Origin of the sequence: Neobacillus solisequens, assembly GCF_051233465.1 — a bacterium.
In the GTDB taxonomy this organism is placed as follows: Bacteria; Bacillota; Bacilli; order Bacillales; family Cytobacillaceae; genus Neobacillus.
The window spans coordinates 70,998-91,937 of record NZ_JBKFGJ010000005.1 but is presented as its reverse complement, the minus strand read 5'-3'; the positions used below and the strand labels follow the sequence as shown (position 1 = coordinate 91,937).

Genomic DNA, 20,940 nt, shown 5'->3' with positions numbered 1-20,940 from the left:
ACCAAGAAATAAGGCGATGATATTCAGACGCAACAAAAGTGACAAAACAAACAATAATGGAATTTTTAAACTATCTAAAGGCAAAAAGGCCAGAAAAAATCCAATTGTACTCGCAACCGCTCCTGCATGTCCAGTAACAGGTGCAAACAATGATTTAACTATCCACCTGAAAATTCGATCCACTAAAACTCCTCCTTTATAGGTTAGTGTCGAAAAAAGTAACTAACATTAAAAACTTAGGTAATTGTATGAAGAATTTGAGGGTAGGCTGAAAAGTTCTCTCAAGTTTTATATGGTAATTAAGATATTTTCGTTATAAAAAACAAGCGATTATAAAATATTATTTAAATCGTAACCAATTTTTTTAACATGGTATGAGGGAGGCAGAATGGGTTTTTAGGAGAGTGAAAGAATCAGTTAATAGTGTTGCTAGCTTATCTAACGAACAGAAAATAAGCCTATTGAGGTTTTTAAATTAGTGGAAATCTATATATACTTAATAGGGAAAGAAAAGCCATGGGGGGAATAGAATGAAACGATTAGCCGTTTTTTGCGGTTCAAGTTTGGGAGCGACAGAAGCTTATAGAGCTGGAGCTGTTCAATTGGGTAAAGAATTAGCAGCACGCAACATATCGTTGGTTTATGGAGGTTCAAGCATCGGCTTGATGGGTGCAGTGGCGGATACAGTTTTAAATGAGGGCGGAGAAGCGATTGGTGTGATCCCTCGGGTGCTGGAAGAACGGGAAATAACTCATAAAAGTTTAACGGAACTATATAGGGTTGAAACGATGCATGAACGAAAAGCAAAAATGGCAGAATTAGCGGATGGATTTATTGTCTTGCCCGGCGGAACCGGAACCCTTGAAGAGTTTTTTGAGATTTTTACATGGTCACAGATTGGTTTGAATCAGAAACCGTGCGGCCTTCTTAATATTGATCATTACTACGACCCGTTAATCAACCTGTTTGATCATATGGTGGAACAAAAATTTTTGCAGGAAAAATTCCGATCAATGGCCATCATTGAAGAAAAGCCTAACGCATTGATTGATGCGTTTTCCAATTATGTGCCTCCCACAATAAAAATATTCAAACCTGATGAAGAAATATGAAACATGGTTTTAAAGATTCATGGGTGAGATAAATAGAGTATAGAGGTTATGCTTGATTTCTAAATAGTAAAAGCCTTGCCGTGAATAAATCGGCAAGGCTTTTTCCTCTAAGCGAAATCCAGTGTCATCTAAATGATACATTCAATACGACATCATTTGTTATGTTGCTCGTTCTTTTATAATCAGAATAGGAGTAGGAATAATAGGACAGATTCGGGATTCCTTTAATAGCGGTTGCTATGTCATTTAACAGAGTAGAACGATTCATATATCTAATATGAATCGTAGATTGCTTGTTTTTAATAGCTTCCTTCATCATGGCAGCAAGTTCGTCTCTATTGTTTGCTGTGTATTTTTTCGATAAAAGGTTAAGGTCCAATGCAGTGAGCAGCCCCCGGTAAACACTTGCTTTAGCGGGATCGGTGACAAGCTTTTTGTTCAACGTATTGTAAAAATCTGTCGTTGCGGCTGGATAGGTTTTAACCCAAGAATGGTCTCTTTTTATTTGAGCATCTGTCAGATTGTAATAATCATAGGTTACACGGCCTGCAACATCCGGGAGCGGGTCGTCCCAGGTTGAATCAAAGTGGTACCAAACGCCATCAAGATTTACGAGGTTCCAAGCGTGAGATTGCCCCCCAGCGGTACCTTCAATTATTCTTGTTTTGATCCCGGCTTGATTGAGCATTTTATATGAAAGCAATGCATAGCCTTGGCAGACTGTTTTATAAGGCGACACCAGGGCATCGTAAGCAGAATATTTCGAATAACTTGTGTCATACGCGACATGTTTTTCAATCCAATCATGGATGACCTTTTCTTTTTCAAAGTTATTCATGCCCGGTTTAATGATTTGATTTAAAATGGCTGTTACCTTGGTATTGACGGTCTTTTCTTGTTGTGCTGTATTCCAATAGTTGAAAGTAAAGGTAATGGTTGCCATATTGCTACTATATTTATAGGAATAGTAATAACCCTTACTAGTATAGCGTAGATAGTCATCAGCATTATAGATCTTGTTGATGATATTGGAGATATCTTGTTGAAGTGTACTAATATTTCCCTTATACACAATTTGATAGGAAGTTTTTCTCTCATGCATCGCAGAATCCACTTTTGATTGCAAACTAGATAAAGTAGAGACGGAATCAACGGCTGCGTAGGCTTTTGGCGTTAGAAATAAGAGTGTAAACAATAGCAAAACAGCAAACTTTGAAACAGGAAAACTAAGATGTACTTTCCTCACAAGCAGTGTCCCCCTTTTTAACCTTCTGATAGGAATATTGTACTCCCCAAATGGGCTGGTGTCATATATTTTTTGATAGCATTCCTTCTATCTTTTTTAAAAAAACTTTCACCTTTCACCAAGTTTTCACCAAACTCTACTAAACTGTAAACATCAAGAACGAAAGGAGGAAGGATAACGATGAATATGAAAGTGAAAAAAGGTATTTTCTGGGGTGCTATAATGATGCCAATAGTTTTAGGATTCCCCTTTCTATCGGGAGGTTCAAATGCCCTAGCAGCTGGGTTCCATGGCCACGATCGTGGCGGAATGGGAATGGGACCTAAAGGCGGTGGCTTTGGGGGCGGCCATCAAATGATGAATGCTCCACAACATGGAGGCTTTTCCTGGATTGGAACGTTAGTATTTCTGGCAATCATCATCGCTGTTGGCTATTTCGTAGTGAAATGGCTGAGAGGAAAATCAAAAGAATCCTCTATGCAGCAGTTTATTGATACTTCAATGATGAGTTCCTATAGACCTACCGTGAACCACAATGCAAGTGTATTAGATCAGTGGGAACAATCTATTAAAACCAAAAAGGAGAATGAATAATATGGGCATTTTTAAACGAATCAAAACCATTGCGAAGGCTGATCTAAATGGACTATTGGATAGCTTTGAAGATCCAATTGCTATGTTAAATGAATATTCGAGAGAAATGGAGCAGGAAATAGCCAAAGCACAAAAAGCTCTGTCACGACAAATTTTTGTAGAGAATAAACAGGCAGCGCTCATTTTGGAGCTTAAAGCGTTAGTGGAAAAAAGGACGCGTCAGGCGAAGTTGGCGTTAGAAGAAGGGGAGGAGAATATTGCTAAATTGGCCGTTCAGGAAAAACTAACGAACGAAAAGCAGTTGGCTCTTTATGAACAGCAATATGAAGCGATCAAGGACCAGACTGAGGGGCTGAAGGGAAAAATAGCTGATCTGCACCAAACCTATAGCGAATTGCAGCACAAGAAGGTTCTTCTGGCATCACGAGCCAATGTGGCACAATCAATGAAGCAAATCCAAAAGGCAACTGTATCCTTCCATACCGATGCTATTATGCGCGGGGTAGCTCGTGCAGAAGACAAGATTCTGTTAATGGAAGCTGAACTACAAGCCGGCACGCAGTTTGCCGAACCACTTGCCCAGCAAGATGCTGCATATAGCCACTATATTGCTGATGACGAAGAAAATAGTGAATTGGAGAAATTAAAGCATGAACAAGCTGTATTAGTAAAATAATATTTGAGAATGGAGGCACTGGCAGTATAGTCGGGTGCTTCCTTTTCTTTAGGAGAGGAGACCATGTGAAAAATCATTAAAAATGATCCCGTAAGTTTGCTTATAGGGTTATTTTTTTTATTTTGTTACTGCCACTGTGCACTTCCTTATTTTAGTAGGATCTGAACGGAAGCGGTTGTGATTACCACCAAACCGTAACCGACAGCATGGACTTTGCCATTCGCTTCGACAGTCACTACGCTAGGATTACTACTCTTCCAAGTCAGAGAATTATCAGTGGCGTTGCTAGGGTTCACCGTCTATTTAGTACTATGAACATCATGAAAATAGAATTTGGTTTTTTTATAAATAAAAGAGAAATAGCCGTGAAACAATAATAGATTTTTAAAGTCTAATAGAGTAAACGGAGGTGGCGGGTATGAAGAAATTAATCATTCCAATCTTAGTCGTTAGTTTTTTTGTTATGGTGGTTGGCTGTGGAACAAATCAAAAGACAGCAAGCGGTAAGAGCAATGTAATTTTTAAAAAGGATGATTATAAGGGGATAATTTCCGCAAATAATCAATTAGGCTTTGACTTATTGGCGAAGGTCAAGGCAAACAAAGAGGGAAATGTTTTTATTTCTCCAACGAGTTTATCAATGGCGCTTTCAATGGTTTACAATGGGGCGGACGGCATCACGAAAGAGGAAATGGCACAGGTATTACATAAGGAAGGTATCGAGGTTAACCAGCTCAATAAAGCCAACGCTTCCTTGATGTCCGTTCTACAAAGTAGATCTAAGCATAATCAGCTAAAAATAGCTAATTCCATTTGGCTCAATGATCAATTTCATTTCCAAGATGATTTTGCAAAGAATGTTCGTGATTATTATCATGCCAAAATTCAAGAAATGGTTGTTACTAGTTCTAAAACGCCAAAACTCATTAATGATTGGGTAAAGAAGACTACTAATGAGAAAATAGAAAAGCTTGTCGAGGATGATGATATTGATCAAGATACAGTAGCTTTACTGATTAACGCTACTTACTTTAAAGGGGATTGGACGCATGAATTTAACAAAGCGCTAACGGAAAAACGAACCTTTTATTTTGAAGATGGCACAACAAAAGATGTGCCGCTCATGACCCTTAACGAGGAATTGCCGTATATGGAAAATGAAGACTTTCAGGCTGTTTCGCTTCCATATGTTGATGGGAAAATGAGTATGAAGGTGTTTCTCCCAAAGGAGGATTCCAATTTGGAGGAATTTAGGACGATCCTTAACAAAGATAACTGGGGAAAATGGAATTCACAATGGCGAGAGCAAGAGTGCATGGTCACACTGCCCAAATTTAAGTTGGAATACGAAACGGAACTCAAAAATGCACTAAAGCAGCTGGGGATGACCTCTGCATTTGATGAGAGAGCGAAATTTACAAAAATGATCAAAGAAAACGACTCCCAATTAATCAGTAAGGTTAAACAAAAAACCTTTTTAGAAGTAACTGAAAAAGGTACAGAAGCCGCCGCTTCAACATCCGTAGAAATGGAAAAATTACTTATCACAGACTCATTCCACATGGTAATAAATCGCCCATTCTTCATCGCCATAACCGATGACCAAACTGGTGCAATCCTGTTCATGGGCACAGTAACAAATCCCGGAGAGTAGCCAAAGCATTGGTGGTGACAGGCACCACTCGTGGACAACTTGGGGTATTTTGTCCATCTGGAGTGGACATTTATGTTTTTGTGGTGCCTGTCACCATATCCTTTGTCGAACAAAAGATTGAGCCCTTTTTGATTTTTTTTAAATTATATGGTAAAATGAATGACAGTCATTCATATAATAAGAAGGAAGGTTTTTCATATGCCAAGGAGTGCTGATGGTAAATATGAAAAAATATTAAGAGCCTCTATTGAAGTTATATCCGAGAAGGGACTTGATAAAGCTTCGGTTTCAGATATTGTCAAAAAAGCCGGGGTGGCCCAGGGCACGTTCTATTTATATTTTTCATCGAAAATTGCGTTAATACCGGCAATCGCAGACTCCCTGTTTACTGAAACATTGGAGAGAGTGAAGGGGCGGATTCGGGAAGGTCAGGATTTCTGGGATGTGATAAAGGTGATTATCGACGAGACCTTTATTATTACTAGTGAGCACACCGATGTGATTGTCCTTTGCTATTCAGGGCTGGCGTTTGACCATTCCATGGAGAAGTGGAACTCCATCTACAAACCATATTATAACTGGCTAGAGGATATCCTGATAAAAGCAATTCAGGATGGATTGGTTATCTCGGACATTAATGTAAAACTGATGGCTAGAACCATCATCAATTTGATTGAAAACTCGGCAGAACGTTTTTATATTAGCCGTGAGCAAGAAGAAAACTTGGACGTTTTTAAGGATGAGACGTTTAATTTTATTAAAAGATCATTAGCTAAAAGGTAAAGTTATTGGAGTGATCCTTTAACTTTTATTCATCGCTAAAAAATGACTGACAGTCATTCATAGGTGAGAGGAGGAATATATATGAAGTGGTTTATGATATTTTTGGCAGGAATTTTAGAGGTGTTATGGGCTTCGTTTTTAAAATATGCTGATTCCATATCAGATTGGGTGATTACGGTTTTACTCATTGCGGTAAGTTTTACTATGCTAATTCGTTCATATAAAACCATCCCGGTAGCTGCGGCTTATACCGTTTTCGTTGGCATCGGAACAGTGGGAACATATTTGTTGGGAATTTATTTGGGTGAAGCCTTTTCGATGAAACAAATTCTCTTTCTGATGATACTGTTGATGGGAATTGTAGGGATGAAGACATTTACAAAAGAAAACAAAAGAGGTGAGCAATAATGGTATGGCTATTATTAGTGTTAGCGGGTATTGAGGAAGTTATTGCGACGGTTGCGATGAAATATATGGATGGAGTCAAGAAGAAATGGCCAATAATTGTGATGGTGTGCGGGTTTATTTTTTCATTTTACTGCCTGTCAAAAGCTATGCGGGTTCTTCCAGCAGGTGTAGCATATGGGATGTGGACAGGAATCGGCTGCCTCGGGATTACGACCGTTGGCATTCTATGGTTTAAAGAACGATTTGGAATCTATCAGCTTATTTCACTTGGATTTATTTTAATAGGGGTCATTGGGTTAAGGCTGACCTCATAATGGTAACGACCGGATTCTTCAATGGGTTCGGTCGTTTTATTTTTAGGGATATGAAACTTTTGTCATTTTTTAACGTAAGAGTTGGTAAATACAATTTGGGAGGCCTACGTATGTTTTCTGAAATGAATGCAAGGATTGTTGCAATCAAAGGAGAATTACGGAAAAAGGAAAAATATCAAACACAGCTTGCTGATTACCAGGAAGAACTGAAAATGGTCGAAAGGACACTTACCCAACTACGTTCCCAATTTACTGCAGAGAAAAAGGATGTTGAGAAACTAGAACATATTAGCCTAGCAAACTTAATTGCCACCTTATCTGGTAATAAAGATGAGAAGTTGTCAAAAGAAAAGCAAGAAATGATGGCTGCACAGCATAAATTGCAAGCAGCTGAAAAGACAAAAAGAGAAATAGATGAGGCGATGGAGGGGCTTTATCATCATCTGGGGAATTTGAAAAATACGGAAAATGAGTATCAAACATTGCTAAGACAGAAAGAAGAATTGATCAAACAAAGCGGGGCTTCATACGCAGCAAAGGTGTTTGAATTGAGTGAACAGGAGGGGGCCCTGAAAGCCTATATTACCGAATTGGACGAAGCTATTTTTGCCGGAAGGCGGGTAGAAGGGGCGCTTTCGGACGCTATAGCTGCACTAGAGAAAGCTCAAAACTGGGCGACATGGGATTTATTCGGCGGTGGAACTATATCAGATATTGCCAAGCACCAAAAAATAGATCAGGCAGAAGCTTATCTCCGTCAAGCACAAACAAACATGCGCCAATTCCAAAAAGAACTGTTAGATGTAAAACAAACAGCCCTTCCAGAAGTGAACATTTCCGGAATGCTGAAATTCGCCGACTTTTTCTTCGACGGTTTCATCTCTGACTACCTGGTCCAAGGGAAAATTAACAACTCCCTCAACCAAACAAAACACCACTATAATCATGTAGGAGACATCCTGACAAACCTCGAACTACAATCCGAAAGAAAACGAAAAAAACTAGAGCAAATCCACCATGAAAAGCAGGTAATAGTGGAAAGTCTATAAGTGGAGATGAGCGAGGGTGACAGGCACCGCTCGTGGACAATAGTACCGTTTTGTACACGTGGGGCGTACAAAATGGATATATATTCCTAAAGAAATGAACCAAAAAAGCCTGAGGCCATGCCTCAAGCTTTTTTGGTATTCTCAAAGTTCGAATATTGTTAGTACTATCATTTTTCATGATAGCACACTATTTTTCTTATTAGAACGCCCCGGATCCGCCGCCGCCACCGCTGACTCCACCACCACCCCCGCCGCTGCCGCCGCTGCTGCTTACGGTTGATTGGTAGGCGGAATGAAAGCCAGTAGAGGCTGTAGATCCGACGTAGGCAAAGGAATAGATCCCGGCGTATTCGGTATAGCTATTATTAGGCGGAGTGAAGGCATCCATAAGATCGTCGTTTTTCTTGATAATTGCTTTTGAATTCATCCCAAGTCCGTAGATGTAGGCCTTCATTTGGTCATCCTCTGACCATTTTTCCCATTCCTCCTGAGGCAGTTCATTGAAACGATCCTTAAATTCTCTCCATTCCAAGGACATCCTAGCCCCTTCCCAAGTCAGTGGACGATAAGCAATGGCATAAATAATCACGGTAAGGAACAAAATCAGGACAGCGAAAAATGAGCCATACATTTCATAAACGAGAAACAATACGATAAATGGAAGTAACAGCAAACTGGAAAAACCGACCATCATTCGGTACCTTGTTTTCTTCTCATAAAGGGGTAGGCTGTCGACTTCCTCTCTGACGGCGTCCCGCCAACTTGCTTGGAAAGAGTTGTACCGGTTATGATTTTTGCTGTCCTTCGTATAATTGGCTAGATCATCAAAGGTAAACTGTTTGTTTGCTCCAATTTTATTAAACAGCCAATCCATCAGCACTTTCTCATGCTTTCGCTTACTCTTTTTTCCGGTCAACACAAAAAGGTCGCTGGAGGTTTGTTTGGCATATCCCTTGCGAATTAAATCCAGCAGCGCTGCAGCCATGGCTTGAGGTGGCAGAGATCTTCGATTGGTAAAATAAATCGTTGCCGGCAAACTCATGATCAAATTCGGCAGAGTTACAAAGTCAAAGCCCTCCTGCCTGATTCCGGAACGCTTGGCACGTGCGGTCTTCCAGTTCCACCCGATCAACAATAGAAGAACGATTGAAAAAACAGGAATTCCTACTCCACCAACCGTTGCAAGCCAATTTTTCGCTTTAACATGTGCTGCTTTGTCATCAATGAGCTTTTGTTTCGCCTTTAAAATACTCGCTTTCATTGATTTATCTGCTGTGATGGAAGCAGTCGAAAAAAGACTGCTATCATATGCCACCCGGATATCTCCGTTGGTACTGCTTGGCACATTTCCCATATTGAAAACCACTGTGCCATCTGCCTTCACCTTTTCCGTACCAAAGGCTTCATCGTATCCGAAAGCAATCACATCTTCGGTAGCCTTGGGAGGGTGAATCGTGATGGTTAAATTTTCGTAAGCCGATTCATTCCGGTCATCAAAAAATGGCCAATAAAACTGGGCAACATCCCGGTACACTTCGACCCCATTTTTAATGGTGTAGTGAAGGGTAACGGTGATACGTTCATCTGACCCCTTACGGTAAACCTTATAAAGACCGTCTTTCTTTTCAACTCGTAATGACTTTCCTCTTTCATCGGCGGAAAAATCTGTAATCGATGTTCCTTTTTTGGGGATCAATTCACGCGTAATGCCGTGAAAGTCCCCATCAAAATCATAAGTGTACGTTTCTACTACTTTAACAGTTCCGTTCTCCTGCAGGTAAGCATCCATTTTTACCTTCGTGATCGAATATTCAACGGCCAAGCCTTGAGTAGGAAAAACGATTAACAAAGTCAGTAATAGGAAACAACTAAGCCACTTTTTCATTCCTGCACCTTCTTTCTCTATCATTTATACGAACAAATAGGGAGGAGGATTCAAAAAAACCCAATGCTACAAAAACATTGGGGTTAAAAGCATCAAGAAATTTTTCTTTGATGAACATTCGTTAAAAAATTCTCAAAATCCGAATATGACATAGGCTTTGCATAATAATAGCCTTGTATTTCATCGCAATTCAAGTTACCTAGTAGGCTCAATTGCTGTTCATTTTCCACGCCCTCTGCTACTACAATTAGGTCAAGGGAATGGGATAAGGAAATTACTGATTGAATAATGGCTGCATCCTGTTTATTTTCACATATATCAATAATAAAGGAACGATCGATTTTTAGTACATCAATTGGCAATGATTTAATATAGCTCAGCGAAGAATATCCTGTTCCAAAATCATCCAAGGAGACACTCAAACCAAGCTGTTTCAATTTATTCAATTTAACAATGGCTTCCTTTATATTATAAAGGGCAATTCCCTCGGTAATCTCGAGATTCAAGTATTCTGGGGACAGCCCGCTGTCTTGGAGGCACTCTTCTACCATGTTAATAAAATCATCCTGTAAAAATTGCTTGCTTGAGATATTGACGCATACTTGAATAGGAGCATATCCTTTTTTCTGCCATTCAATATTGTGTTTGCAGGCCGTTTCGAGCACCCATTTTCCAATCGGAATAATCAAACCAGTTTCTTCGGCAATTGGAATAAACTCACTTGGTGAAACAAATCCAAGCTCTGGATCATTCCAGCGAATGAGTGCCTCCATCCCAGTTAATTGATGGTGGGAAAGTTCTATCTTTGGTTGATAATACAGCTCAAGATTGTCCTGCTCAATAGCTTTTCGCAGCTTTTGGTCAATTTGCAGTTTCCGGTCTGACTTTTCCTTGAAATCAGCGCTATATACCTTGTATTGATTTCCGCCAATCTCTTTTGCAACATGCATAGCAGCGCTAGCTTCTTGAACCATTTTTTCCAACACACTATCTGTTTTTAGAAATGAGATCCCGATACTTGCACTAATACGAACTTCATGATCTTTATGAAAAAATGGCTCAGAAAAAGATTGTATTAAGAATTTAGCAAATTGCTCTGCACGTGTTAACTCAAAGTTTGGTAAATAAACGATAAAATCATCGCCACCGACCCGTATCAAGGTTCCCTTTTCAGAAACTAATCCTTTTAACCGCAGAGCTACTTTCTTTAATAAATGGTCACCCACTTGGTGTCCGTAGGAATCAACAATTAATTTGAAACGGTCAAGATTAAAAAACATCATACTTGCCGGCGAGCCATGTTTTTTAGCTAAACAAATTTCTTCCCGAATTTTATTGTTTAAATAGTGCATATTGGGCGTAGTTGTTAAGGCATCATGATAAGCCAAGTATTCCAGCTTAGCCTGAGATTTCAATTTTTCTGTCACATCCAGAGCAATTCCTAAAACTGCCTTTTTCCCATTAATCACTGTGGTCGATGCCTGAATTTCCAGGAAACAGGCTCTTTTATTCGGAAAAGTCAATTGGATTTGATCCTTAAAGAAAGCTTCTTTTTGTGTATAGAGCCTAAGGAATTTTTCAATCAGCCGATCCTTATCTTTTGCTAAAAAATGCTCAAAAAAGGTTCTTTCGTGGAGCTTTTCTTCCGTCAAGTCCAACATGTTCATGAGCCATTTATTCATAAAAATAATACGCTGATGTTGTACCATGAAGACGCCAAGTGATGCATTTTCTACTAGGTTTTTATAACGTTCTTCCGATTCCTTTAAGTGAAACTCCAATTCCTTTTGAGCTGTAATATCGATGTTGGTTCCATCATAACGAACAAGGGCACCATCCTCATCGATGACAGGAAATGCGCGATCCCGAATCCAGCGAACTGTGCCATTAGGTTGGACAATTCGGTATTCATATTCATAATCTTCTAAAACTTCCCATTTGCTGTCTATTTCGTCGGCAAGTGGCAGATCATCCGGGTGGATGGATTTTCTCCAAAGACCTTCTTCATTTAACTGCTCGGCCGTAAGGGAGCCGTAAATTTTCTCTTTTCCTCTTGAAAATAGATGGTCCTTATTAGGTGTTAACGACCAAATGGAGATATCAACGTTGTTCAGGATACTGTCTAATAGCTTTCGTGTCTGAATTAATTCCTGTCGCTTTTGACTATTCTGTTTTGAAATTGTGCTTACAAAGATATTAAAAACAATATTGACGATAATCAGTTCAAGAAATGAGATAAACGTATGTAGGTCGACTTTGCCCGTTTTTATGATCTCAACTGTCAAGAATAATAACGAACTAGTACAAATTGATAAAATGCTGTAATTAACACCTTTAAGTAATACGATTAAAGTGGGAGGGATAAGATAAAGTGCCCAAAGGGCATGATGAATATAATGGTCAGGCTTGCCGAGTAGACTGAGAATGGGCGGGATAAGGAATAGTAGTAAAAGCCTATTATTTTTCATAGATGCGTCACCGTCCAGAGATTTAAAAGAATTATACCATAGATTTAGGACCTATTACACTGTAATTGTCGAAAAATGTAACTGGGAAAAAAACTAACCATCTTAAAAGTACTTAATTTTCTGATCTGCAATGGTCAACGCCATTCACATTACCGAGAATAGTTCGTTGTTTCTAAGATTTCTTATGTAAAAGATCTTTGTATTCGCCCTCCTTAATTTGTGATAAAAGACCCATATTGTTGCGGTGGGTCGAATCAAGGTTATTAAAAGGAGAGCGAATACTGGTCAAATTATTTTTTCCTCTATAAAAAGCTTCCTCAATGCAGGCAATAATTGTTCAAAGTGAGGTTTCATAATAAAATCCTTCGCGCCCAATTGAATGGCCTCCATAATGGTAAATTTGGTTCCCCAGGCAGAAAAGACAACGACTTTGGCAAGGGGATTGATATTCATAATTTCTCTTAGGGCCAGCAATCCGTCAACATGTGGCATCGTTAAATCGAGCAAGACAACATCGGGTAAGAATTTTTTGTAAAGAGAAATCGCCTCACGTCCATCACAGCCCTCTGCAATCACATGGAAATGCTGCTCAATTGTTTTTCTGACGATATTCCGCATAAAGGCAGAGTCATCGACAATCAATGCAGTCCTCATAGTTAGTCCCCCCTTAATCATGTTAGTAGCTATATAGTTTGTAGCAGGATGAATAAAAAAGATGAACCTGAAGAAACTAGGTCCATCTTACTAACTAGTTGCTTCGGTAGCCCGGCTGCCGTAGCGATTCGCGGTAGGCCCGTAGCTTTGCGTCCTTATTTTTCAATAAGTTTGCCTTTATCGGTGAAGATTGATTGTTATCATTATTATAACAAAAAAATGAATGAGTGGACGATAAAAATAGGAGTATTCCACTATTTACTATTAGAACGTCCTGAAAAAAAACTGATTGGGATCTACTCGCCAATCAGTTTTTTAAAAGTTAATTTAAGTCAAGCTGTGTTTTTAATTCACTTTGGATTCGTGCTTTTTCCTCATCTGAAACGAGTCCGTAATAGATATTATTGATTCTTGTGCCTGTTTCTTTAACCGACATTTGCTCGATGTTGCTGCTTGTATCTTTATAATTTTTTTGGATATCTACCATTTGGTCAAACGTCAGGTTTGTTTTAACATTGTTGCCAAGTGCTGTGAAGATATTAGAAAATTTAGTTAAAGTACTTAGGCTTTTACCTTCATTAATGACCGCTTGGATAATTTCACGCTGTCTAATTTGACGGCCAAAATCGCCCCTTGGGTCTTCATGTCTCATTCTTGTGAAGGCTAATGCTTCTTCACCATTCAGGCTGACTTCACCCTTTGGAAAATGGTGGCCATTTTGTGTAAAATCAAGGTCGTTTTGCACTGTTACACCGCCAACGGCATTAACAATATCTTTAAAGCCTTCCATGTTTACTTGAACATAATAATCAATTGGAATATCAAGGAACTTCTCAACGGTATCCATGGACATTGGCACGCCTCCAAAAGCGTAGGCATGGTTAATTTTATCCTGTGTACCTTTTCCAACTATTTCAGTACGTGTGTCACGCGGAATACTTAACATTTTCACAGAATTTTTTTGAGGATTCACTGTCAATACAATGATGGTATCTGATCGCCCTCTATCGCCTTTGCGCTCATCGACGCCAAGCAGTAAGACGGAAAATGGATCCTTATTTGCGAAGTTTACTGGATTATCACGCTTTACTGTTTGTTCCCGATCGACTGGCTGATGCATCGTCTCAACCGCATTTTTAAAAGACTTATATACACTAAAGGCATACGCGCCGCCAGCAATAACCAAAATCAATAGAATAACACCCGTTATCTTTAGCCATTTCTTGCTTTTTTTCTTCGTCCGCATTCGACAAATCCTCCAGACTTTAAACAAAAATTTACAATCACAAATTATAATAACAAAAAAATAGGGGAATGGATATATCAATTTTTGGAATTTAATTGTTTTTTAGTTTTGTAGTTATAACTCTAAGTGCGTTAAGTTTTAACAGTTTGAAATGGGTTTCCAATATAATTTGTATTGGTTTAAGCTTATTTACTATTGATGACAGGCACCGAAGTAAGCTTATTTTTATGAATGGCTTTATTTTTATACATTTCCCGATCGGCAATTTCCAAAATTTCATCTAAAGAAATAACTGTTCCAGGCTTGTAATGGTAAAGACCATAGCTGGCAGAAATGGTGTATGGTTTTTCTTTTGTATTGTTTAGATTTTGGAAGTGACACTGGATGGTAGCCCACACCTGCTGGACCTGTTCCATTTGTTTTTGGTAAAAAATAACAATAAATTCATCGCCGCCATAACGGAAAAGTACATCTTCTTGGTCAATTTGCGAATGGATAATGTCGCAGCTCGTTTTGATAAGGTCATCACCGATGGAGTGACCATATCGATCGTTTACCTTTTTTAAATCATTAATATCGATAAAAGAAAGGATAAATTCCTTTGTATTTTGACCGGAGTTCAAGAGTCCACGAAGCAACTCGATACCGCTTCTTCTGTTTCTCACCCCAGTTAATATGTCCATTGAGGCATGTAGAACCAGCTCGGATTCTTTTTCTTTCATATCGGTAATATCCGTTGTTCCAATTAAAATGCATGTTTGATCCAAATAATCAACCGATTCGAAGTGCAGCAAGGCCCATTTTTTTAGATCAACAGTAATTTGCTGTTCGATTACGTAATTTTTTATGCTATTTTCTTTTTCAAGCCTATTTAATATTTCCAGTCGTTCCTCTTCTGTCTTAAACAGACATCTAGTATCGAATTGGACTGGTTCCACATCTTTAAGGTGATAATACTCGATAGCTTGCTTATTGATTAGTAAGACTTCTCCATTATCGATGGTGGTTAGGACTAACGGATTGGGGTTTAAATGAAATAATCTACGAAAACTTTCCTCATTCTGGCATAATTTCTGTTTATTGATATAATCTTTTTTTTGATAGGTATAAAAAGAATAGGCGACAACATACGAAATAACGACAGCGCCTGTGGAGTTTACTAGTTTTAAGATGAATTCAATCTGATTTTTTTCCAAAAGATATAATCCTGATATAAAAAACGACTGTACGATTATCAGGAAATAGATCAACATTTTAGGCCTAATAGGGAAAATAACAGCGACTCCAAATAAAATAATGATGTATGCGTACAGATTTCCCGTTAATAGTTGACTGTTAATGGAAGAAACTGCTCCAACCAACAGATAAATAAGGGTGTACCATTTCACGACGGATTCTTTAGAAGCTTGTTGGTGACGGCGGTAGATCATTAAGAAAATAACGGAAATAACTGGGCCAAAAATATGTACAGATATAAGTATTTCTTTATAAATAGGGACGAGCGGCTTTCTTAAAAGAATAAAGTCCACAACAAAAAAACAAGGATATGTAAAAATCAGCATAAGCGAAACAAGTCGCAGGCGCTCAAACAAAACATCATTATAATATCGCAAAAAACCCGTACTTGTCTTAAAATCCTTAGCAGCGAATGACATCAAACATTCATCCTTTTGTCAGTTTATCCCATGTAGTTTAGCATAGGCACCTCTTGCTGTCGAGAATGAAGGGGTAAGCGAGTATATAGTTATAGAGATAAAAGCGGTTCTAAAAGCGGTGACAGGCACCGCGTGTGGACAATTATGTTGTTTTGTCCATGTAGGGTGGACAAAATTCAAATTTTTGGCAACGCAAAAGCCCATTTCGTTATTACTGATTGAAATGGGCTTTTTGTGGCTAATTTTTTATTTCTTCTGGTTGTGTTTTTGGGGAGACTCCCTTTGATTCTATGAAGCGTTGCATCCGTTTTAATGCTTCTTGCAGCTGAGCCATTGAGGAAGCGTAGGAGCAGCGGACATAGCCTTCACCGCTGGCGCCAAAGACATTGCCTGGTACGACTGCAACTTTTTCCTGCATGAGCAGCTCCTCGGCAAATTGCTCAGATGTCAGTCCTGTTGCTCGGATGGACGGAAAAACATAGAAGGCGCCGCCTGGTGTGTGACAGTCCAACCCGATTTGGTTTAAGGTTTGTACCATAAAGTTCCGTCTGCGGCGATAACTTCTTTGCATGGCTTCAACCTCATGATAGGTATTTCTCAAAGCTTCAATAGCGCCATGCTGCAGCATATTTGGTGCGCACATAGTGGTATATTGGAAAATTTTCAGCATTACTTCGACGAATGGCTTTGGAGCAGCAAGGTATCCCAGTCTCCAACCGGTCATGGCGAAGCCTTTCGAAAAGCCATTAATCAGAATAGTTCGGTCATACATTCCCTCAATGGCAGCAAAACTTGTGAAGACCTCGTCATATGTCAATTCAGCGTAAATTTCGTCTGATATCACAATCAAGTCGTGTTTTTTAACAACTTCAGCAATTTCCTCCAAATCTTTTTTGGTTAAGGTGCTTCCAGTTGGATTGTTTGGTGAGCAGATCAAGATAGCTTTTGTTTTTTCGGTAATAGCACTTTCAATTTGTTTTGCTGTGACTTTAAAGCCGTTGGCAGGTGAGGTCGACACTGGAACTGGGGTGCCGCCGGCAAGTGATACCAGTGGAGCATACGAAACGAATGCAGGTTCCACGATGAGCACTTCTTCCCCTTGATTTAAAATAGCACGGAACGCCAGATCAATCGCCTGACTGGCACCTATTGTCACAATAATTTGACTCTTTGGGTCATATTGAACTCCAAATCGGTAACCTAAATAATTGCAAATTTCCTGTCTTAGTTCAAGAAGACCAGGGTTGGCTGTATAGGAGGTGAAGCCCTGTTCTAATGAAAGAATGGTAGCCTCACGGATGTTCCATGGAGTAATAAAATCGGGCTCACCCACACCGAGTGAAATAACTCCTTCCATACTGGCAGCAAGGTCGAAGAATTTCCTAATCCCTGAGGGTTGAAGCTCTTTGGCTGTATCTGAAATGTAACTGGAATAATCGTTTTTCATGGTGTAACCACCATTCTGCGGTCTTTTTCATCGCCATCTACAAATCTCACGCCGTCATGCTTGTATTTTTTCAACATGAAATGGGTGGTGGTGGAAACGACACTTTCAATTGGTGATAATTTTTCCGACACAAAGGATGCAATTTGGTGCATTGTTTTGCCTTCCACCGTGATGGAGAGGTCATATGCACCAGACATGAGATAAAGAGAAGTGACTTCAGGGAAACGGGCAATTCGTTCGGCAACCTCGTCGAATCCGACGCCTCGTTTTGGTGTCACTTTGACATCAATCATGGCAACGACGTTCTCTTGACCTTCCACTTTACTCCAGTCAATCAATGTTGGATAGCACATAATAATCTTTTCGGCTTCTAACTTTTCAATCGTTGCTCGGACTGTCTCTGCATCACTAGAAACCATCATGGCAATCGTCTCAACCGGTACCTGATGATTTTCCTCAATAACCCTTAATATCTCAATTTCTTCACTGCTCAACTTCATAGCATACATAGCCTCCACAATTAAAATTATCTTCTATTATATAACTGGATAGGGAAACTGTCATCAAGTTGTGTTCTGTAATATAGTAGATCTTGGGTTTTAGCGATATTTTTTTAAGAATTAGGTTTTTAAATGGGGAAAAGACTAGAGTTGGTTGGAATTACTTAGAGTGAAGCTGGTTATCCGGTAGAAATGATGGCTTGGCCAATTGAAAATGGGGGAATTGTGCTACTCTTGTGGCTGTTGGTGACAGGCACCATATACCACATCACCAGAATGCAATTAATACCTGTAGCAAAGATGCAAAAACCACTCTTACAATTTAAAAAGAGTGGCTCGCATTTGTATTTCAAGGTAAATTATTTATCTGTCTAGTGGTAGAGATTTCCGAGACTCACACCTTCATCCGCTCAGGAAGACTCTGAATTGATTGAACTACTAAATCCAACTTCGACTCAATTCGGTACAGCAAATAAAGCGTCACAACAATCGGAAATCCCACCTCACTAATGAATGGAATGATTTGCTCCACAGGTTTTCCCTCCTTTCTCTTTGGGTGACAACCCTTAGGGTGACAGGCACCATTCGTGGACATTTGTATTTACTGGGTGGACATTTACCAGATCACCCTGTACAAAAAGGCCGGTTCAGTGTCGAATCCGGCCCTCTTAGGTTGGTTATACCAATTCGTATTCTGTTACATTGCGGTCGATCACTCTTGCACTTTGGACAACGGATAGTTTACCGCTTGAAGTGGTAAACGCATCTGCTGCAATGATTTTTTCCATAGAGTTTTTAACTACAACTTTATCAATTGGTTCCTTAGGGTTTTCCACCGAAATTCTAGCTGTCTTCCCAAATTCCGTACCAAATTGTAATTCTAACGTTTTAGCCAATTCCTTTCACCTCCAATCATGGTTGATGTCCCTATTTCTATCTAGCTGTATTACTATTGGTGACAGGCACCAATCGTGGACATTTGTACGCCTGTGGTGGACGGATTAACCCTGGCCACCTTGGCTGGTTGGCCTAATTATTAGGCTAGGAGTTCGGAGCTGTCGTTTCGTTCGATTTTGTAAAGGGTGTCGCCGGCAAGTGCTGCGATGGCTTGGGCGGTTTGGATTAGTTGGTCGGCTGATGCGTCTGTTTTGATGTTGTTAAAGTTTTTGTTTTTTAAGACGGGCTTGCCTTGGTCGTCTATACCAACCTGGTATACTACGCGGAGCTGGGTATCTGTTAGTAGTGTATTTGCCATTTTCATTCACCTCCTTTCACCTTCTATTTAGGGAAAGGAGGGCGAAATGGACAGGGTGATGGGATATTTTTTTAATCTTTTTAAAGGATTCATTATTTTTATTTTTAAATGCCACAAATAGCATACTAGTATACAAGAAAAAAGCTTTTCTTTAATCAAAAATCATATTTGAAACGATGTCACTGTGGAGGGATCAATTTTTTGAACCGTAAAAAAGATGCATGATTAAACAGGTTACCAGTGGCAACAGGAATGGAGTTAATCAACTCATGAGAAGAACTAAATACGGTTACCAACCTGTTAGGGAAAGGAATATAAATAATCTCCTCAAATAAAAAACTGGATTCTGCATTCGAATCCAGTTTTTTTAATCAAACGTTTGATTGGAACGTTTTGATTGGTTTTATGTGAATTGGTGAGGACTTTAGCTGATTTTTGGAATTGTGGAAAGTTTTAAAGGTAATGGTCAGCCTTCTTAATAAATTTAATCAGACGTTTGATTAGTGCAAGATGGAGTTAGCTGCTGATTTCGTTCTGAATGGTTGATAGATGTTGAATGGAGAATTGGAGCATTCTATTGTACAAGCTTAGAACGGATTGACCGTAGGTTGCTCCGGGAACTGCCCATTTGCCATTTAATGAGATCCATGTTGCTGCTGAACCTCTGTGAACCAGGTGGAAGCGAGGGTCAACTAGTGGATATTTTGAAGGTAACGGCCTCGTTGTGGCATAGGCGAATAGATGTTGGAAGTGAGCAATTACTCCTTCCTCCGGTGTTTGGAAGCTGGCTCCTGGGTTATCCCCTCCAGTTGCTCCTATTCCTGCATAGTTGTCTTGCCCAGGTTTCACGACCCCTGTAAAGCGAAAAAAGTTCGTTTCATGCAGGGCTTGCGCAAAGGCAACGTCCCCTCTGATTCCATAATACTCACCAATGGTATAATAATAGTTTCCAAGATCCGGGGAATCGGGGTTAACAGATTTTACAAAACGGTTCATCTTTTCAGGTGACAAGAATGTAGGGCCGAAGATGGTAAAACTAGCTGGGTTTGGAACGGCCCCTGAATCCTCGTTTCGCTCTTCGTTGACCGGAGTTGGATCATTAGCTGTGACGGCACCACGATTTTCAATAATGACAAAGGCATCACTAAACCCAGCTTGTTTAATCTCAGCAAGACGCTGATCGGCATTTTTCCGGTTTGCAAAAGCACCAACCTGAACGCGATACCATGTTTCTCCATTGATTGGAGTTGTATGAATGAAGGCGTCAATGCCTTTATTTTTTAATGCGGCCACTCGCTCATCAGTATGTTTACGTTCTTTGAATGAGCCGGCATAAACCTTATTAAGTGTTCCCGGAGTCGGCTCAGGTGCCGACGATGGACTCGGATTAGGTGTCGGAGCTGGGGTAGGTTTTCGTTTAAGATTAAATGCTTTTGCTAGCCCATTGACATGACCTTGTGCTACTTGTTGCTGCCAAGTACCTGACTTCATTAAGGACGCATCGTGCGCGTTACTGATAAACCCATTTTCTGACAACGTTGCCGGCATGTTGGACTCTCTGAGTACATGGTAATTGGCCTTTTTCTTACCTCGATCCGTCAGTTCATTTTCCCTCATAACTTCTGCATGAATGATATCGCGATAATGGGCGGTGGTGGATGAATCGGATAGCCCGTTATAGATATAATCCTCATAGCCCGAGGCAGAACTGTCCGCGGCATTAGCGTGAATGGATAGGTAATAATCTGCACCCCAAGTATTTGCCTCGCCCGTCCGCTGTCCAAGACTCTTAGTGGAATCATCTGACCGGCTCATCCGTACTTCCACATTTTCATAATGATCCTGTAAAATTGCCCGGATTCTTAAGGCAATCTCTAATGTAACGTCCTTTTCATTTATACCATTACCCTGAGCTCCCGGATCAGCACCGCCATGACCTGGATCCAAGTAAAGCTTCATGTAATCTCCTCCAAATAATAGACTTTCAACTATAT

Annotated in this window: 21 protein-coding genes and 1 riboswitch; of the genes, 8 read left to right on the top strand and 13 right to left on the bottom strand. The window is 39.8% G+C overall.

Going from position 1 to position 20,940, the window contains the following annotated elements:
* Positions 1-530: 530 nt before the first annotated feature.
* A complete protein-coding gene (locus tag ACI3K6_RS07465; RefSeq protein ID WP_335479017.1) occupies positions 531-1,112 on the top strand; it encodes an LOG family protein in 582 nt (193 codons plus the stop codon).
* Positions 1,113-1,236: 124 nt separating this feature from the next.
* Here the strand turns inward: ACI3K6_RS07465 and ACI3K6_RS07460 are convergent, their stop codons facing one another.
* Positions 1,237-2,358: a transglutaminase domain-containing protein gene (locus ACI3K6_RS07460; protein WP_435554320.1), complete on the bottom strand. Its 1,122-nt coding sequence runs from the start codon at positions 2,356-2,358 to the stop codon at positions 1,237-1,239.
* A 180-nt stretch (positions 2,359-2,538) separates the two neighbouring features.
* Between ACI3K6_RS07460 and ACI3K6_RS07455 the strand changes: the two genes are divergently transcribed.
* Together ACI3K6_RS07455 and ACI3K6_RS07450 are read left to right on the top strand one after the other, a co-directional pair.
* Positions 2,539-2,952 carry a hypothetical protein gene (locus ACI3K6_RS07455; protein WP_435554319.1) on the top strand — a complete coding sequence of 138 codons (414 nt, stop codon included), beginning with the start codon at positions 2,539-2,541 and terminating at the stop codon, positions 2,950-2,952.
* 1 nt (position 2,953) lies between these two features.
* On the top strand, positions 2,954-3,628 hold the full coding sequence (locus ACI3K6_RS07450; protein WP_435554318.1) for a PspA/IM30 family protein: 675 nt from the start codon (positions 2,954-2,956) through the stop codon (positions 3,626-3,628).
* A gap of 146 nt (positions 3,629-3,774) precedes the next feature.
* On the opposite strand, the gene ACI3K6_RS07445 is transcribed toward ACI3K6_RS07450, so the two are convergent.
* The gene (locus ACI3K6_RS07445; RefSeq protein ID WP_435554317.1) at positions 3,775-3,924 is read right to left on the bottom strand and encodes an Ig-like domain-containing protein; all 150 of its coding nucleotides are present in this window, start codon (positions 3,922-3,924) and stop codon (positions 3,775-3,777) included.
* A 122-nt stretch (positions 3,925-4,046) separates the two neighbouring features.
* Here ACI3K6_RS07445 and ACI3K6_RS07440 point away from each other — a divergent pair, with 122 nt between their 5' ends.
* The 5 genes from ACI3K6_RS07440 (at position 4,047) to ACI3K6_RS07420 (ending at position 7,836) form a co-directional block, all read left to right on the top strand.
* A complete protein-coding gene (locus tag ACI3K6_RS07440) occupies positions 4,047-5,282 on the top strand; it encodes a serpin family protein (RefSeq protein ID WP_435554316.1) in 1,236 nt (411 codons plus the stop codon).
* A 198-nt stretch (positions 5,283-5,480) separates the two neighbouring features.
* The gene (locus tag ACI3K6_RS07435) at positions 5,481-6,065 is read left to right on the top strand and encodes a TetR/AcrR family transcriptional regulator (protein ID WP_435554315.1); all 585 of its coding nucleotides are present in this window, start codon (positions 5,481-5,483) and stop codon (positions 6,063-6,065) included.
* A gap of 81 nt (positions 6,066-6,146) precedes the next feature.
* Positions 6,147-6,473, top strand: a complete 327-nt coding sequence (locus tag ACI3K6_RS07430; RefSeq protein ID WP_335479030.1) for a DMT family transporter — start codon at positions 6,147-6,149, stop codon at positions 6,471-6,473.
* Positions 6,473-6,787: a DMT family transporter gene (locus ACI3K6_RS07425; RefSeq protein ID WP_435554314.1), complete on the top strand. Its 315-nt coding sequence runs from the start codon at positions 6,473-6,475 to the stop codon at positions 6,785-6,787. The genes ACI3K6_RS07430 and ACI3K6_RS07425 overlap by 1 nt, the downstream gene beginning before the upstream one ends.
* A 110-nt stretch (positions 6,788-6,897) precedes the next feature.
* Positions 6,898-7,836 (top strand): hypothetical protein, encoded by a 939-nt coding sequence (locus ACI3K6_RS07420; protein ID WP_435554313.1) that lies wholly within the window; start codon positions 6,898-6,900, stop codon positions 7,834-7,836.
* Between the two features lie 199 nt (positions 7,837-8,035).
* Here the strand turns inward: ACI3K6_RS07420 and ACI3K6_RS07415 are convergent, their stop codons facing one another.
* The 11 genes from ACI3K6_RS07415 to ACI3K6_RS07365 form a co-directional block, all read right to left on the bottom strand.
* Positions 8,036-9,721 (bottom strand): DUF2207 domain-containing protein, encoded by a 1,686-nt coding sequence (locus tag ACI3K6_RS07415; protein WP_435554312.1) that lies wholly within the window; start codon positions 9,719-9,721, stop codon positions 8,036-8,038.
* 92 nt (positions 9,722-9,813) lie between these two features.
* A complete protein-coding gene (locus ACI3K6_RS07410; RefSeq protein ID WP_435554311.1) occupies positions 9,814-12,189 on the bottom strand; it encodes a sensor domain-containing protein in 2,376 nt (791 codons plus the stop codon).
* Positions 12,190-12,474: 285 nt separating this feature from the next.
* Positions 12,475-12,843: a response regulator gene (locus ACI3K6_RS07405; protein ID WP_435554310.1), complete on the bottom strand. Its 369-nt coding sequence runs from the start codon at positions 12,841-12,843 to the stop codon at positions 12,475-12,477.
* Between the two features lie 102 nt (positions 12,844-12,945).
* Positions 12,946-13,029: riboswitch (cyclic di-GMP riboswitch) on the bottom strand.
* Between the two features lie 136 nt (positions 13,030-13,165).
* On the bottom strand, positions 13,166-14,089 hold the full coding sequence (gene tagU / locus ACI3K6_RS07400) for a polyisoprenyl-teichoic acid--peptidoglycan teichoic acid transferase TagU (protein WP_435554309.1): 924 nt from the start codon (positions 14,087-14,089) through the stop codon (positions 13,166-13,168).
* A 185-nt stretch (positions 14,090-14,274) separates the two neighbouring features.
* The gene (locus ACI3K6_RS07395) at positions 14,275-15,744 is read right to left on the bottom strand and encodes a GGDEF domain-containing protein (protein ID WP_435554308.1); all 1,470 of its coding nucleotides are present in this window, start codon (positions 15,742-15,744) and stop codon (positions 14,275-14,277) included.
* A gap of 238 nt (positions 15,745-15,982) precedes the next feature.
* Positions 15,983-17,191 carry an aminotransferase gene (locus tag ACI3K6_RS07390; protein WP_435554307.1) on the bottom strand — a complete coding sequence of 403 codons (1,209 nt, stop codon included), beginning with the start codon at positions 17,189-17,191 and terminating at the stop codon, positions 15,983-15,985.
* Entirely contained in the window at positions 17,188-17,691 is a 504-nt protein-coding gene (locus tag ACI3K6_RS07385; protein WP_335478405.1) for an Lrp/AsnC family transcriptional regulator, read from the bottom strand. Before ACI3K6_RS07385 ends, ACI3K6_RS07390 begins: the two co-directional genes overlap by 4 nt.
* A 394-nt stretch (positions 17,692-18,085) precedes the next feature.
* The gene (locus tag ACI3K6_RS07380; protein ID WP_335478403.1) at positions 18,086-18,223 is read right to left on the bottom strand and encodes a YvrJ family protein; all 138 of its coding nucleotides are present in this window, start codon (positions 18,221-18,223) and stop codon (positions 18,086-18,088) included.
* Between the two features lie 145 nt (positions 18,224-18,368).
* Entirely contained in the window at positions 18,369-18,587 is a 219-nt protein-coding gene (locus ACI3K6_RS07375) for a DUF2922 domain-containing protein (protein WP_435554306.1), read from the bottom strand.
* 140 nt (positions 18,588-18,727) lie between these two features.
* A complete protein-coding gene (locus tag ACI3K6_RS07370) occupies positions 18,728-18,946 on the bottom strand; it encodes a DUF1659 domain-containing protein (RefSeq protein WP_435554305.1) in 219 nt (72 codons plus the stop codon).
* A gap of 516 nt (positions 18,947-19,462) precedes the next feature.
* On the bottom strand, positions 19,463-20,905 hold the full coding sequence (locus ACI3K6_RS07365) for an N-acetylmuramoyl-L-alanine amidase (RefSeq protein ID WP_435554304.1): 1,443 nt from the start codon (positions 20,903-20,905) through the stop codon (positions 19,463-19,465).
* Between the last annotated feature and the right edge of the window lie 35 nt (positions 20,906-20,940).

Bases quoted from the DNA above. Each gene is read 5' to 3' on its own strand.
- ACI3K6_RS07465 (WP_335479017.1), top strand. From the start codon at position 531: ATGAAACGATTAGCCGTTTTTTGCGGTTCAAGTTTGGGAGCGACAGAA.
- ACI3K6_RS07455 (WP_435554319.1), top strand. From the start codon at position 2,539: ATGAATATGAAAGTGAAAAAAGGTATTTTCTGGGGTGCTATAATGATG.
- ACI3K6_RS07450 (WP_435554318.1), top strand. From the start codon at position 2,954: ATGGGCATTTTTAAACGAATCAAAACCATTGCGAAGGCTGATCTAAAT.
- ACI3K6_RS07440 (WP_435554316.1), top strand. From the start codon at position 4,047: ATGAAGAAATTAATCATTCCAATCTTAGTCGTTAGTTTTTTTGTTATG.
- ACI3K6_RS07435 (WP_435554315.1), top strand. From the start codon at position 5,481: ATGCCAAGGAGTGCTGATGGTAAATATGAAAAAATATTAAGAGCCTCT.
- ACI3K6_RS07430 (WP_335479030.1), top strand. From the start codon at position 6,147: ATGAAGTGGTTTATGATATTTTTGGCAGGAATTTTAGAGGTGTTATGG.
- ACI3K6_RS07425 (WP_435554314.1), top strand. From the start codon at position 6,473: ATGGTATGGCTATTATTAGTGTTAGCGGGTATTGAGGAAGTTATTGCG.
- ACI3K6_RS07420 (WP_435554313.1), top strand. From the start codon at position 6,898: ATGTTTTCTGAAATGAATGCAAGGATTGTTGCAATCAAAGGAGAATTA.
- ACI3K6_RS07415 (WP_435554312.1), bottom strand. From the start codon at position 9,721: ATGAAAAAGTGGCTTAGTTGTTTCCTATTACTGACTTTGTTAATCGTT.
- ACI3K6_RS07410 (WP_435554311.1), bottom strand. From the start codon at position 12,189: ATGAAAAATAATAGGCTTTTACTACTATTCCTTATCCCGCCCATTCTC.
- ACI3K6_RS07405 (WP_435554310.1), bottom strand. From the start codon at position 12,843: ATGAGGACTGCATTGATTGTCGATGACTCTGCCTTTATGCGGAATATC.
- tagU (WP_435554309.1), bottom strand. From the start codon at position 14,089: ATGCGGACGAAGAAAAAAAGCAAGAAATGGCTAAAGATAACGGGTGTT.
- ACI3K6_RS07395 (WP_435554308.1), bottom strand. From the start codon at position 15,744: ATGTCATTCGCTGCTAAGGATTTTAAGACAAGTACGGGTTTTTTGCGA.
- ACI3K6_RS07390 (WP_435554307.1), bottom strand. From the start codon at position 17,191: ATGAAAAACGATTATTCCAGTTACATTTCAGATACAGCCAAAGAGCTT.
- ACI3K6_RS07385 (WP_335478405.1), bottom strand. From the start codon at position 17,691: ATGAAGTTGAGCAGTGAAGAAATTGAGATATTAAGGGTTATTGAGGAA.
- ACI3K6_RS07370 (WP_435554305.1), bottom strand. From the start codon at position 18,946: ATGGCAAATACACTACTAACAGATACCCAGCTCCGCGTAGTATACCAG.
- ACI3K6_RS07365 (WP_435554304.1), bottom strand. From the start codon at position 20,905: ATGAAGCTTTACTTGGATCCAGGTCATGGCGGTGCTGATCCGGGAGCT.